At 38.5% G+C, this 13,067-nt stretch carries 16 protein-coding genes and 1 tRNA gene; 2 read left to right on the forward strand and 15 right to left on the reverse strand.

Going from position 1 to position 13,067, the window contains the following annotated elements:
- The 3 genes from rpsD to QZU77_RS08710 form a co-directional block, all read right to left on the reverse strand.
- On the reverse strand, positions 1-308 hold a 308-nt coding region (gene rpsD, locus QZU77_RS08700; protein WP_295603156.1), incomplete at its 3' end, for a 30S ribosomal protein S4.
- A gap of 59 nt (positions 309-367) precedes the next feature.
- Entirely contained in the window at positions 368-817 is a 450-nt protein-coding gene (locus QZU77_RS08705) for a 30S ribosomal protein S13 (RefSeq protein ID WP_295603158.1), read from the reverse strand.
- A gap of 185 nt (positions 818-1,002) precedes the next feature.
- Positions 1,003-1,087: transfer RNA gene (locus tag QZU77_RS08710), tRNA-Ser, on the reverse strand.
- Between the two features lie 221 nt (positions 1,088-1,308).
- Here QZU77_RS08710 and QZU77_RS08715 point away from each other — a divergent pair.
- Together QZU77_RS08715 and QZU77_RS08720 are read left to right on the forward strand one after the other, a co-directional pair.
- Positions 1,309-1,866, forward strand: a complete 558-nt coding sequence (locus QZU77_RS08715) for a LemA family protein (RefSeq protein ID WP_295603160.1) — start codon at positions 1,309-1,311, stop codon at positions 1,864-1,866.
- Positions 1,867-1,880: 14 nt separating this feature from the next.
- Positions 1,881-3,653 (forward strand): DUF2207 domain-containing protein, encoded by a 1,773-nt coding sequence (locus tag QZU77_RS08720; RefSeq protein ID WP_295603163.1) that lies wholly within the window; start codon positions 1,881-1,883, stop codon positions 3,651-3,653.
- A gap of 25 nt (positions 3,654-3,678) precedes the next feature.
- Here QZU77_RS08720 and QZU77_RS08725 read toward each other — a convergent pair whose 3' ends face one another.
- The 12 genes from QZU77_RS08725 to QZU77_RS08780 form a co-directional block, all read right to left on the reverse strand.
- Positions 3,679-5,988 (reverse strand): transglutaminase-like domain-containing protein, encoded by a 2,310-nt coding sequence (locus tag QZU77_RS08725; protein WP_295603165.1) that lies wholly within the window; start codon positions 5,986-5,988, stop codon positions 3,679-3,681.
- A 118-nt stretch (positions 5,989-6,106) separates the two neighbouring features.
- Positions 6,107-7,069, reverse strand: a complete 963-nt coding sequence (locus QZU77_RS08730; protein WP_295603167.1) for an RNA-guided pseudouridylation complex pseudouridine synthase subunit Cbf5 — start codon at positions 7,067-7,069, stop codon at positions 6,107-6,109.
- Positions 7,070-7,140: 71 nt separating this feature from the next.
- A complete protein-coding gene (locus tag QZU77_RS08735) occupies positions 7,141-7,362 on the reverse strand; it encodes a 50S ribosomal protein L14e (protein ID WP_292753358.1) in 222 nt (73 codons plus the stop codon).
- A complete protein-coding gene (cmk, locus tag QZU77_RS08740; RefSeq protein ID WP_295603169.1) occupies positions 7,363-7,884 on the reverse strand; it encodes a (d)CMP kinase in 522 nt (173 codons plus the stop codon). It abuts the gene before it with no gap.
- The gene (locus tag QZU77_RS08745) at positions 7,884-8,150 is read right to left on the reverse strand and encodes a 50S ribosomal protein L34e (RefSeq protein WP_295603171.1); all 267 of its coding nucleotides are present in this window, start codon (positions 8,148-8,150) and stop codon (positions 7,884-7,886) included. Before QZU77_RS08745 ends, cmk begins: the two co-directional genes overlap by 1 nt.
- Positions 8,151-8,271: 121 nt before the next feature.
- Entirely contained in the window at positions 8,272-8,850 is a 579-nt protein-coding gene (locus tag QZU77_RS08750) for a DUF106 domain-containing protein (RefSeq protein ID WP_295603173.1), read from the reverse strand.
- Positions 8,851-8,860: 10 nt separating this feature from the next.
- Complete coding sequence (locus tag QZU77_RS08755) at positions 8,861-9,421, reverse strand: adenylate kinase (protein ID WP_295603175.1); 561 nt, start codon at positions 9,419-9,421, stop codon at positions 8,861-8,863.
- A 39-nt stretch (positions 9,422-9,460) separates the two neighbouring features.
- Positions 9,461-10,822: a preprotein translocase subunit SecY gene (gene secY / locus QZU77_RS08760; protein WP_295603177.1), complete on the reverse strand. Its 1,362-nt coding sequence runs from the start codon at positions 10,820-10,822 to the stop codon at positions 9,461-9,463.
- Positions 10,823-10,847: 25 nt separating this feature from the next.
- Positions 10,848-11,285: an uL15m family ribosomal protein gene (locus QZU77_RS08765; protein WP_295603180.1), complete on the reverse strand. Its 438-nt coding sequence runs from the start codon at positions 11,283-11,285 to the stop codon at positions 10,848-10,850.
- A 14-nt stretch (positions 11,286-11,299) separates the two neighbouring features.
- Complete coding sequence (rpmD, locus tag QZU77_RS08770; RefSeq protein WP_295603182.1) at positions 11,300-11,758, reverse strand: 50S ribosomal protein L30; 459 nt, start codon at positions 11,756-11,758, stop codon at positions 11,300-11,302.
- Between the two features lie 11 nt (positions 11,759-11,769).
- Complete coding sequence (gene rpsE / locus QZU77_RS08775) at positions 11,770-12,411, reverse strand: 30S ribosomal protein S5 (RefSeq protein WP_295603184.1); 642 nt, start codon at positions 12,409-12,411, stop codon at positions 11,770-11,772.
- Between the two features lie 2 nt (positions 12,412-12,413).
- On the reverse strand, positions 12,414-12,995 hold the full coding sequence (locus QZU77_RS08780; protein WP_295603186.1) for a 50S ribosomal protein L18: 582 nt from the start codon (positions 12,993-12,995) through the stop codon (positions 12,414-12,416).
- Positions 12,996-13,067: the final 72 nt, after the last annotated feature.

Below are 13,067 nucleotides of genomic sequence, written 5' to 3' on the forward strand. Positions count from 1 at the left end.
CTTCTTAAGATATCTTCCACGTTTAAGTCAAGGATATCTTCAAGAGCTGCACCTTCAGGCAAAACACCGGTTCTAGCTAAGTGTCCTAATAATTGTAATTTTTCCTTTACCATTTGATCAGTATCGAAACCGAGTAAGTATCTTGCTTCCCTACTGTATCTTCTGACTAAAGTATCAGCTTTCCAAATTTCTTTTTTGTTTTTTAAACCGTATTTAGTCATTAATTTATTTTCATTTTTAATTCTTTCTGCATTCCAAGGATGTGGTGGTGTATTATACTTTTTCCTTGATTTTCTAGGTTGTCCCATTAAAACATCTCCTTATAAAATTGAATTTCAATAATTTAAGTTATAAAAAAAGTTCTTGCCTATCCTCTTGAACGTTTTACACCAACTGAAGAACTTTTTCTGAAAGTAGATTTGGTTCTTTGACCTCTAACAGGTAAACCAACTTCGTGTCTTCTACCTTTGTAGCTTCTGGTCTTTTTCATTCTGTTCAAATCATCCCTTAAGATCATGTCAAGATCTGATTCGATTAAGTGAATGTTGTCACCAGTTTCATAATCCTCTCTTCTGTTTAACATCCAAGCTGGGATGCCGTTGTCTAAAGGATTTTCTAAAATTTCTTCAATTTTTAAAACATCTTCGTCAGCAATGTATCCAATTTTAGCTTCTAAATCTAAGTCTAATACGCGACAAATAGTTTTAGATAAAGAGATTCCAACACCTTTGATTTCAGTTAAAGCTTGTTCAATGGTTTTGTCACCACTAACGTCCTTTCTTGAAATACGTACTAAATGTTTGAATTCGTCTTCCATTAAATAACCTCCATTTATAGAGCGAACCTACGAGACGTAAAATATAGATTCGAATGTTTTGAATTTCAAAACACAGTTTTTTTCAACAGTTATAAACTTAGCCTGCTGGCTAAGAGTGCAATAAATATCAGTTTAACAAGTATTTTTGTAATAAATTCAAAAAAATATAGTTAAAAACTAATAAACGCCGAGACTGGGATTTGAACCCAGGAGGGCTGAACGCCCACGAGATTTCCAGTCTCGCGCCTTACCAGGCTAGACTATCTCGGCATTAAAATAGTCAGCAATACTTGCACATCATATTGTCTAGAATAATATGATATAATAATATATTCATGTTAACCTATATAAAGGTTTTGTTAAAACCATGATTTTCGAAAAAATAAAACCACATAATAAATTATATTTTAATCCTATAAAAAATGTTGCACCCTCAAGTTAAATGACAAAATATATTTTATATATTAATATACTATTAAATAGGTGATATAATGGATATCCTATTAACAGTAGTACTTGTAATATTGGTAATTTTTGTCATAGTGACATTTATACATATGTACAATAATCTTATTGGACTTAGAAATCGCGTACAGAACAGTTACGCGCAAATAGACGTTCAACTTAAAAGAAGAAACGACCTGATACCTAATCTTGTCGAAACAGTGAAAGGCTACGCAAGCCATGAGAAAGGCGTTCTTGAAGAGGTCACCCAGGCCAGAACCGGAGTCATGAATGCAACAACCGTTGAGGAAACAAGCGCCGCTGACAACCAACTGACAGGCGCCCTGAAAACACTGTTTGCGGTTGCTGAAAACTACCCTGACCTGAAGGCAAACAGCAATTTCCAACAATTGCAAAGCGAATTGAGCGACACTGAAGATAAGATCGCATATGCAAGGCAATTCTACAATGACGTTGTTCTCAAATACAACAATGCCTGCCAACAATTCCCAAGCAGCATGCTTGCAAAACTCTTCAGGTTCAAAGAGGAAACATACTTCGAAACACCTGAAAGCGAAACCGCAGTTCCTGAAGTTAAATTCTAGGCAGGGGAGATTATATGAATGTTAAAAAAACATTCTGTATAATCCTACTTGCACTATTGCTGTTTTCAGCGGTCAGCACGGTTTCGGCGGATGACGACCGAAGCTATAGCATACCTCAGGCATTCATAGACCTGACTGTTGAAAGCAACGGCCTGCTTCATGTAGATGAAACGTATGATTATACATTTGACGGAGCATTCAATGGAGTTTACAGGGACATTCCCCTGAAATCCGGAGAAAGCATTGAAAACATTGAGATATGGGCGGAGGGAGCATATCCCGTCCTTAAGGAAAGCGACAAAGATGGATATAAGCATTTGAAAATATACTTATACTCCGATGAGGCACATACCAAAGGAATAAGAGACTGCGACGTGAGAATCCTCATCAGCTACGACATGAAGGGAGTGGTCACCCTCTTCAACGATGTGGGCGGTCTGCAGTACAAGCTCTGGGGAGAGGAATGGGATGTGGATGTCGAAAAAATCTATGCCCTAGTCAAGCTGCCTGGAGACAAGAACAATGAATACTTCCTGAATCCGCAGGAGTACAACTACACAAGCTCCATTAAAGGGGACACCATAAGTGCAGAAACAACATTTATTCCTAAAGGCGAATTCTACGAACTGCTCGTTTTGATGCCTATCAGTGATTTCGATGATGCCACCTATGCAAAGCATGTGAATCAGAACGGCAGGGAAATGATCATGAAGAACCTTGAGGACAGCGTCAACGGAAGGAATTTCTGGAACACAACATATCTCATATTGGGATTGCTGTCCATAATCAGCCCTATCGGCGCGATATTGATTTACTTCAAATACGGCAGGGAGCCTAAGGTGATGTATGATGGAATCTATGAAAGGGAATTGCCGACAGGCGACCCTCCGGAAGTGGTGAATGCACTGATTGACAATAAGACAAACATCGGAACACCGAACATCAAAGGGTTTGAAGCTTCGATAATGAATCTCATTGACAGGAAGGCCTTTAAAATATTCAAGGAGGCCAATTCAGACATTGACACCAATGAGCTGGTCCTGACATTCAATCATGACATGAAAAGCGAACTGAGCAACAGCGAAAAGATAGTGTTTGACACACTGCACCATTTCTCACAGGACAATACCCTGAACCTCTCACAGCTAAGCGGCAAATTCTCATCCGAATCACAGGCACAATCATTCGTGGACAGGATTGGAGATTGGGAGGAGTCAGTCAAAAACGAGATCAACCTTGAGGAATACTTCGACGATACAGGGTCTTCCTTCATATCAGTTATCTCCATTGTAGGATTGGTTTTCGGTGTAATAATTGCAGCGCTTGGAGTCATGACCAGCCTGAACAGCGGAATTTATGCAGTGGCTGGAGGAATATTTTTAGTGATATTTTCAATAGTGATAATGCGTCTTGAAGAGGACAGGTTTGGAAGATGGACTGAAAATGGTAGGGTCTACTATCTCAAATGGAGAAACTTCAAGAAGTTCCTTAAGGACAACAGTTTAATGGAAGAACACCCTCCGGAATCAATAGTTGTTTGGAGGAAGTACCTGATTTATGGTGCGGCTCTTGGAGTAGCTGACAATGTCTACAAGTCCATGAAACTGCAGGTGCCGAATATTCCAGATTACGATGACGGTTTGTTCATGTACCATTACTATGGCGGATACGGAATATTCCTAAGCGCATACAACACAAGCAATTCAACAATCAATTCATCATCAGACTCCGGTGGCTTCGGAGGCCTCGGAGGAGGATCTGGTGGTGGAGGTGGAGGAGCATTCTAGCTTTTCCCCCTTTTTTATCTTTTTTTTAAAACGGTAAACTAGCATACCTTGCATGGACAGTGTAATGCTTGGTGTTCCAGTTCTTAATCTTACCCAATGAGTTCCTATAGGAAGTCGCATCGCCACATACCCATGTCTTGCCTATCTTGACCTGGGTCCACACGTGACCGGTAACATCACCGCTGCTTGTGAAATGACACCTTCCATGAACATACCTTGCATGCAAGCCAGCTGTCCGGAACATGGAAACCAATAAGTGTGAATGGTCAACACAGTTACCCCTCTTAAGCTTCAATGTGGTTGAGGCACCGTATTTAGTGTTATAGTAATAACTGTAGCCCAATGTGTCCCTAACATAATTGAATATGGCCTTTGCCTTGTCAGTCTTGCTTGTCAATCCCTTAGTCAATGACTTGACCAGTTTCTTGATGGCCTTGGATCCAACCTTACAGTGGCTGGATGACTTGAGATATGCCTTCAAGGCCTTTGCATGCTTCTCATTTATCCCCTTGCCGTACTTGGAAAGCTTGACGGTGACGGATTTGGATGAGGAACCTTCAAGAAGATCATTGTTACCATTAAAATTGACCGTGACTTTATATTTTCCGATATCCACACTTGTCTTGAATGTCGCATAACCCTTGGAGGACACTGATGAAGTGTACTGTTCACCGTCAATGGTCAACACCGCAACACCCCCTGAAGTGGCCTTGCCATTTCCATCAGTCACCCGTACCTTGAACGTTTGGGAATTGTCCTTGTATGAACTGCCGCATTTCCATATAACCTTGGACGGCCCTCTCTGGAAAACATCAATGTCGCAGGAGCCTGAAGTGCCTGCAAAGCCAGACCCTCCATCTGAACTATAATCAACCACATAATCGCCGATTGCAAGATTGATCGGTATGGATACCATACCCTTGCTGTCGGTGGTTTCAATGTAAGACCTTCCCGCAACATTTATGGTGACATCCTTGCCGGACAGTGGAACTCCGCCTGCAGTGTAGGCCAGCTTGAACGATGTGCCCGCACCATGACCGAAATGAGTGGTGCTTTTAACCGTCAGAGCAGTCTGTACAGTGTCATATATCTTAACTGTCCGTGTGAGTTTGGAGGCCTTGAAATACTTATTCCCTCCAAAGCTATACTGCATGGCATGGATTCCCTTCTTAACAGAGGACAGGTCAAAACTAGCAACACCATTGCCGTCGGTTTTTTTAGAGTAGGTCTTGCCCGCAATCTTGACCTTAACAACCCTGCCGGAATTGGAACTGTCTCCCAGTGCAGTGGACAGTTTAACCTGAACCGCCCTCTTGTGACCTGGCAGGAAGGTATAGGAGTTTCCAGTCAGTTTAGTTGATGCCTTTTTGCTGTAAACTTTAATCTTGAATGTCTTTGACAATCCATCCAGGTTATAGCATGCCACATTATATGTGCCCTTCTTGACTTTCTTCAAGGATAATCCCACAACACCGTTGGAATTGGTTTTCTTCTTATACGTCTTGCCCCGGAACTTGACTTTTACCTTTTTCTTGGCCAAAGGCTTGCCATTGCTCTTGAGGAACTTGACGTAGAATGTTTCACCCTGAACCTTCTTGAGCTTTGATGCCGGCGCAATAGTGGACAGTATTGTGAATGATGTGGTTACGCGATATCCTGTAACCGGGTCTGTTGAGACAACATTATAGCTTCCGGGCTTCAGATTAACCTGCAAGCTTGCAACACCTCTTGCGTTGGTTTTTACTGAATGGGATTTGCCATTGACAGTGACGGTGACCCACCGGTTGGCCAATGCATTGCCGTCAGTGTTGAAAAACTGTGCAGTGAATGGGACGGATGCCTTATAGTACTTTGTCACGCTGTTTGCATTGATTGGAGACTTTATTTCAACAGTGGTGGAGAAAGTGGAATTGAAGTATTCATCATCGCCCTCAAAAACGGCATTGACGGAATATTTTCCAGGGTTCAAATCCAAATTGAGCCTTGCAACACCATTATCATCAGTTGAAGCATTATAGTTAACGTTGTTTATGATAAAATTAATTGTTTTGTTTGAAATGGCCGCTGAAGAATTGGAGTCCTTCAGAACCACATTATATGACCCCTTATAGGATATGCTTGAGGATTGTGATGAGATTTCAGTATTATTCTTAATTAATTCAATCGAATCATCCCCTAAACTGTCTGAATCTTCAGCAGCAACAACTGTTTGATTTTCTGAGTTAAGAAGAATATTCTCATTAGAATCTAAAGTGTCTGGGATTGTCTGGTTGACATCACTTGCATGAATGGCGCATAGTGAAGAAAACAGAACTAAAACTAAAAACAATGACATTAATATTTTATTATTAAGAATAATTTGCCTCCAATATAATTATTTTGTTCAACATTTAATAATTAATCAAATGATAACATATAAATCTTATTGTCAAAAAATGGAATAAGATTTGATATTACCAGAATCTTGGATAGGTATCCGGTTTCATGAATACCTTATTGACGTTAACTGCAAAACCAGAATCAGCTTCCAAAATCTCATTGGAAGTCATCAATGAATTGCCCGCACCAACCAGCTCTCCCTTGAGAGTCAGTATTGCAACAATATCGTTTTTCTGAATATTGTCCGCCAATTCAACGATGCCACCATTTGCAAGGTCCGCACCATGGCAAACCGCATCAACAGCAGAATCCTTAATGACTATTTTAGGAAGGTAATCGGCCGCACGCTCCATAGGCATTATTGCCTGGCGCAGGAATGACTCATCATCATCCTCCTTCCAGAAATGGTACGCGTCTGTAACGTCCTGCAGGGTCACCAGATTGTTTTTCTCATTGAATGAGCCGACTTGTGTTCTTCTAAGCTCAGCCATATGAGCTCCAACACCCAATGCCTCACCGATATTATGGCAGTAAGTCCTGACATATGTTCCGGCCTCACAGCCGATCCTGAACAAAACGTCACGACCCTCTATTTCATATATTGTTGAATAATAGATGTTACGTGTTCTCATTTCACGCTTAACCGCACTTTTAACAGGCGGCAATTGGAAAATTTTGCCTGTGAACTCTGCAAAGACTTCGCGAATCCTATCCTCAGGAACATCCTGATGGAAAGTCAGCAAGCACACGTATTCCTTTGGAGCAGTTAACAATAATTGTATTGCACGGGTGGCGTCATTCAAACCCACTGGCAAGATTCCAGTTACCTTAGGGTCCAATGTTCCTCCGTGACCGGTTTTTTCAAGGTTTAAAATACGTTTAACCCAAGAGTCGATTTCATGAGATGTCGGTCCTGAAGGCTTGTCAAGGTTGATTACGCCATGAGAAATATAATCGTTGATTTCACGGTCTTCAGGCTTGCAGCCGAATTCAGAACTGGTGAAACTTTGAGATTTCTTAACCATATTGAATTTCATGAAAAAAACCCTTTAAAAAAATAGTAAATAAAAAAAGTTATGAATAATTTTTTGTCAATTATTCATTGAATTTATAAGTCAGCTAAAGCTGCTTTGATAGATTCTGCATCACCGGAAACATCGATAGAATCTTCGGTTGGTTCTAAGTGAGCGATGTTACATCTTCTGTTTTTAACAGCTTCACCAATAACTTCTACAAAGTTTTCATCGATAATTTCAACGATTGCGCATTTTTCGCCTGCTTCTCTACCAGCAGTTTTAACACATACTCTACCTACTTCGATTGATGCCATTTATATCACCTTTAATGTTTGAATAATGATTTCTGATACTCTTTCAGGATCAAAGGTATCAGTATTTATAATCAAGTCATAGATATCCATATTGCCAATGTCAATATTGTGGATTTCCATGTACCTTAAGGCTTCGCTCTCTTCACGAGTGATAATCTCCTCCTTGGCCACATCAACAGACTTCTCCTCCCTTTCGGATATCCTTTTGGAGCGAACATCAAATGGAGTAACCAACCATAATCTCAAATCAGCATTATCAACAAAGTATGCGGATAATCTTCCTTCAACGATTAGGTTTTCTGCTTCCCTAGCCTTTTGAGCTTGCCTCTTGTCAATTTCTTTATCAATATCATCATTACCTTCAGCAAATTCACTGAATTCAAGAACACTCATACCCCTTTCAGCAGCCATTTCCCTGAATATGAAACCTGCAGAAATATATGGGATGTCCAACTTTTCTGAGAGCAACTCAGCAGTGGTTGTTGTTCCTGTACCCGCCAATCCGCCGATAGTAATTATCATTATTTTCTAGCCTCTTGTTTGAAATGCTTACGAGCACAGCTTGAACATAAGTAACCACCGAATGGACGGTTAGGTCTTTTAGCTGTTTTTGATAATTTTCCAATTTCATATGGACGTCCACGAGGAACTCCATGTAAGACTGCACCACACTCAGCACAAACATGCTTAGATGGTTTTTTCTTTTTATATCTTAAAACATTTTCCCCACCGGGAGTGTTTTTATGAACTCTTTTATATGATCTTGATCTAAACCTATTTGCAGGCATTTAATCACCTTAAATTAATTTTTAAATAAATTATGAAATAATTGTGTAATAGCGTATTCAAAATAGAATACTATAATATATCTTTCTCATTATTAATAAATGTATGTGAAAAAGGGTTATTTTAGAACCCTTGTTTAAATCCTAAGAATTTTCTTAGAATCTGACTCATACCAAAAGTACAAATCATATACCATAATAACCAACCGATACCAAATGGAATAGTAGCCTTACCACCATAAATAATACCGCCAAGGGCATGCCAGAATGGTGTTAAAGTAATCCAATAAACAGTAGTCGGCAGTGTCACAACCAGACTGCTGATAGCAGAACTTCTCATCCAAAAGAATATCAAAATAATTGGAACAAAAGTTACAATCATAGGCTTGAACTGATTGGACATCATAGCAGACTGATCTTTCATCATTTCAGACTGCTTAGCTTGAAGCTCGGCCATTTTCTTGCCGTCGCCTCTTTTCTGAGCATCACGTAATTCCTTTTGATAAGCCTTGTTTCTTTCCTGAATCGCATTCATCTCATCCTGGTCAACCAGGTACTTGTTAGCAATTGTTGTAATTAATGAAACAAAGAATGCAATAATCAATACTGTCAATGCAGGGTTAGCAGGATTAGGATCCATAGCTAAAATCGGATTGAAAATTGAATTCAAAGCACCATAAACCATTCCCATTGGATCAGCCATAATAATACCCCTATAATTTCAATACATTCACTAATTTTTTAACTGAAGAATCTAAATGATTATCATGATTTTCAACAATCTTAACAGTAGCGCCTGTTAAAGTAGCATAAGCCATTGAGGTAGCCCTGTTCATTTGTTGGTGTAAATCAATTTCTTTAACTTTTTGGACATCTCTCTCACGAGTATCATCATTTAATCTTCTGTAAATAATCTCATCAGGATTTGCTTCGATTAAAATAAATTGATCTGGTTGCAATTCTTCTAAAACCCAAATTGGAAGTCCAGGCAAGAATCCCATTGGAGTGTTGATGGTACAATGAGTATCAACAATAACATTATCCTTTTCAGACCTTGCTTTGATTTCTTTAGCTGCTTTAGCTTGAATTTGTTTTTGTGTTTCAGCAGGCAATTTCCTTAAAGCGTCCCTATCATTTACAATTTTTTCCTGAATTGCAATTTCAGTCATTATATCCCCATAGTTTAAGTGGACATAATCAACTTCATCTAATGCTTTACCTAGTAAAGTTGTACTTCCAGAACCTGGAATACCAGTTAATACTACTAATTTCATTTTAATCCCTCACTTTTAAAAGAGAAAATAAGAGAAGATTTAATCTCCTCCTAAAACTTTCCTGAGAATTGGATTTGCTGACATGAGTTGCTCTTCAGCCATTTCTTCATATAACTTGTGAAGAATACCCACGGTAAGCAATACACCTGTACCTCCACCTAAAGCACCGGTTAAATCCGCAAGGAAAGCAATAAGACCTACATAAATACCACTTATAAGGGTAAGTGCAGGAATGTATTTTTTCAAAATCTTATATAATTGACGTTTACTACTTCTGAACCCTGGTATCTGAATACCTGAATTGTATAACTGTTCAGAAATCTTTTTAGCATTTAAACCACTGATTTCAACCCATAAGTATGAGAATAACATACAACATGCAATGAAGAATATTGCATATATTAAAACATGAATCGGTTCAGTAATAAAGTTTTGCAAACTAGGTGTAGATAATAACCATGCAATTCCATCAACAGGTTTTCCCTTATCGATATGACCTAGGATTGGCACACCAATCTTTTGGAAAACATTAGCGAATAAAGTTACGTTAACAAGCAATGCACTGGTCAAAATAACTGGCATGTTACTTGAGTAAACGAATTTCAATGGATATTTACCAACAGATCCTCTGATTCTTCCGTGTCCTCTTACACTACCGTGAGAAATAGGAATTTCAACCCTCATTGATTCACCATACAATACAACTAAGAATACAATGATAGTTGCAATCAATGGAATCAATATTGAGAAGTCAGGCATTCCCATTGTAGCTTGTTGGATGAATTTCGGAATAATACCTGCGAGTAAACCATCAGTTCCAGGTAAGATACTGAAGGTACCCACCATAATTGCTTGACATACACCTGCAGCAATGAACAAACCAATACCACTACCGAATCCCCATTTGGATACAACTTCATCAAGGTAAATGATTACTAATGCACCAATAACAAGTTGGACGATTAATAAGAATGTGTATGAACCATCAATAGGGACTAAATTTCCAGTAAGTACTAAAACACTTGCCTCAAATATTGTGAAAACAATTGATAATACTTTTTGAGTAGCTTGGAAATGAGATTTATCCTTATGGGATGAAAGATCCAAATCTAAAAGATTTGAACCGACTAATAATTGTAATACAATAGAAGCAGTAACAATCGGACCAATACCTAATGTAAGAATGGAACCAAAACTTCCAGCCATTACAGCCCTTAATTGAGCAAAACTGTCGATTGCTCCTGGAGCTAAACCGTATAATGGAATTTGAGTTAAAAGGAAATAGATTATTAAAACTAATCCAGTCCATTTAAGCTTTTCATTGAAATCTTCCCTGTGAACAGGAGATTTTACTTCTGGAATAAATTTAAAGATTGGTTCTAAAACTTCTAATGATGACATTTTATCCCCTAGTTAAGGAGTAAAGCTATAATAATATAGCTTCTCCTCCTAATTCTTCAATTTTTTCGATAGCTGTTGCTGAAAATTGAGGTGCTGAAATCTTGTAAGCTTTAGTGATTTTTCCTTTTGCTAAAACTTTATCATAACCTAATTCAGTAACATCTATAACAATTGCATCTCCATCTTTGGATGCTTTTCCGCTTGCGATTAAATCATCAGCATGTTCTTCTAAATAGTTTAAGTTAACAGCATTGATTTTTTTAATCATTTTTTGAGGTCTTTTGAATCCATGTTTACCGAAGTGGTTTGGGTCGTGGATTACAGTCCAGGTCCAGTGTTGTTTACCCATACCTGCTTTACCTTTTCCACCTTTGTTACCTGCACCTCTACGTTTTTTGGTACATCCTCCACCGTTGGATCTAGAACCTCTTTGTTTGTTGATTTTACGTTTTGTTCTAATCATAAATAACACCTGGTTTAAAGCATTCTTTTTCCAAGATCTTTAATTTCTTCTCCCCTGTAACCTAAAGATCCACCTTCTTTTACAGATAAACGGATGTCTTCGTAACCTTTTCTTGGAGGGTGTAAACGGAATACAGGTTTGATTCCTACATCAGCTAATTTAACTTTAGATTCAACTACAGCTTTAGCTAATGCTTCAATATTATCATAATCAGTATTTTCAGCCACATACTCGTCGGTAACTTTCACATTACCCGGAAGTCTTCCCCTTTTAGCAATCATAGCTGCTACAAATTCAGCGTCGACTTCTCCCCAAGTGATGTAATCCTTAGCCTTTTGGAGCATTCCTTCGTAGCTAGGATTTTCTTCGACTAATACTGCATGGCTGATTCTGTTAAGTCTTAACATGTCTAAGGTGTCAGCGATATTTTGGATAACACCGGTAGTTCCTCTTACTCTAATAACTAAAAACATGATATCACCATTTAGTAGTTAACTCCCATTTTCTTGAGATCTTCTTGAGTTGCTTTAACGTTACTTAATTCTTTTAAAGCATCAAATACAGCATTAGCAAAGTTAACTGTGGTTTGAGTTTGACCGAAAGTTTGAGACCATACATCTTTAATACCAGCGAGTTTTAAGATAGTTTTACCCACGTCACCAACTACTAAACCTACACCTGCAGGAGCTGGCATTAAGGTAACGCTTACACTACTGGTTTTACCTTGCACTTTGAAAGGTACGGTGTGTTCTCTTCCACAAACACAACCCCAATCTCCACAACCTCTTCTTACTTTAATGAGGTTGTATTTAGCGTTGTCCACAGCTTTTCTAATAGCAGGACCGACCTCTTTAGCTTTACCTTGGCCTAATCCTACGTAACCATTCTTGTTACCTACAGCAACAATTACTCTGAAATTAACTTTTCTACCAGATTTATGCATCCTTTGAACTAAGTTAACATCCATTACTTCTTCTTCTAAATCTGGAATTAAGGCATCGACTATTTCTAGTTCCATAATTGGAAGACCTTTTTCAAAGATTTCATCGATATCAGTAATGGTTCCATCTTTAACTAATTTACCCATTTTAGTTTTAGGTTCCCATTCATCAATATTAAAACTCATAGTTATTCCTCTGCCTCATCAATATTCTTAATAGTTTCATCAAAGTTTTCAGGTAAATCTTTAGGATTAAGACCTCTTTCAAAGTACTTTGAGAATTTTTTAGCAACTTCTTCAGCATCTAAAGATTCAGCATAGTCAGCAATGTGTTCTCCTCTGATACGTTCATCTTCTGGGAAAATGAAGTCACCGTGAGGAACTTCTAAACCTGCATCTACAGCACCTTTTAAAGCTGCGAAGATTTTGGATCCTTTGATTGGTGATTTTAAACCAATGTCTAAGATTGCGTTTTCAACACCTGCTGCTAAAGCCCTTTTAGCACATAAGTATGCTGTTAAGTAGAATGCTGAGAGATTTCCAGTAGCACCTAAGTAACCATAGCTAGCTAATTGTTTACTTACTGCGGAAGCAACAGTGACGTCTCCTTCAGGAGCATAATTGATAACTTGAACAGTTGCGTGAGCGTTAGATACTCTGACAACTAAACGAGATTTGTCATAATCGACTAATTTCATTCTAGCTGCGTAATCAGTTTTACCTTGTCTTCTTCTTCTGAAAGCTACTTTATAGTTAGTTCCTTGTGCCATGCTTATTCCTCTCCTTTAATTAAATCATGGTCACGGGCGTAGTTTCTCATGTAAGATTTACTTCTGAATGCG

The organism is uncultured Methanobrevibacter sp. (assembly GCF_902774605.1).
Lineage (GTDB): Archaea > Methanobacteriota > Methanobacteria > Methanobacteriales > Methanobacteriaceae > Methanocatella.

What these genes read in the sequence shown, in the direction of transcription:
- QZU77_RS08705 (WP_295603158.1), bottom strand. Translation starts at nt 817, where the DNA reads ATGGAAGACGAATTCAAACATTTAGTACGTATTTCAAGAAAGGACGTT.
- QZU77_RS08715 (WP_295603160.1), top strand. Translation starts at nt 1,309, where the DNA reads ATGGATATCCTATTAACAGTAGTACTTGTAATATTGGTAATTTTTGTC.
- QZU77_RS08720 (WP_295603163.1), top strand. Translation starts at nt 1,881, where the DNA reads ATGAATGTTAAAAAAACATTCTGTATAATCCTACTTGCACTATTGCTG.
- QZU77_RS08725 (WP_295603165.1), bottom strand. Translation starts at nt 5,988, where the DNA reads ATGTCATTGTTTTTAGTTTTAGTTCTGTTTTCTTCACTATGCGCCATT.
- QZU77_RS08730 (WP_295603167.1), bottom strand. Translation starts at nt 7,069, where the DNA reads ATGAAATTCAATATGGTTAAGAAATCTCAAAGTTTCACCAGTTCTGAA.
- QZU77_RS08735 (WP_292753358.1), bottom strand. Translation starts at nt 7,362, where the DNA reads ATGGCATCAATCGAAGTAGGTAGAGTATGTGTTAAAACTGCTGGTAGA.
- cmk (WP_295603169.1), bottom strand. Translation starts at nt 7,884, where the DNA reads ATGATAATTACTATCGGCGGATTGGCGGGTACAGGAACAACAACCACT.
- QZU77_RS08745 (WP_295603171.1), bottom strand. Translation starts at nt 8,150, where the DNA reads ATGCCTGCAAATAGGTTTAGATCAAGATCATATAAAAGAGTTCATAAA.
- QZU77_RS08750 (WP_295603173.1), bottom strand. Translation starts at nt 8,850, where the DNA reads ATGGCTGATCCAATGGGAATGGTTTATGGTGCTTTGAATTCAATTTTC.
- QZU77_RS08755 (WP_295603175.1), bottom strand. Translation starts at nt 9,421, where the DNA reads ATGAAATTAGTAGTATTAACTGGTATTCCAGGTTCTGGAAGTACAACT.
- secY (WP_295603177.1), bottom strand. Translation starts at nt 10,822, where the DNA reads ATGTCATCATTAGAAGTTTTAGAACCAATCTTTAAATTTATTCCAGAA.
- QZU77_RS08765 (WP_295603180.1), bottom strand. Translation starts at nt 11,285, where the DNA reads ATGATTAGAACAAAACGTAAAATCAACAAACAAAGAGGTTCTAGATCC.
- rpmD (WP_295603182.1), bottom strand. Translation starts at nt 11,758, where the DNA reads ATGTTTTTAGTTATTAGAGTAAGAGGAACTACCGGTGTTATCCAAAAT.
- rpsE (WP_295603184.1), bottom strand. Translation starts at nt 12,411, where the DNA reads ATGAGTTTTAATATTGATGAATGGGAACCTAAAACTAAAATGGGTAAA.
- QZU77_RS08780 (WP_295603186.1), bottom strand. Translation starts at nt 12,995, where the DNA reads ATGGCACAAGGAACTAACTATAAAGTAGCTTTCAGAAGAAGAAGACAA.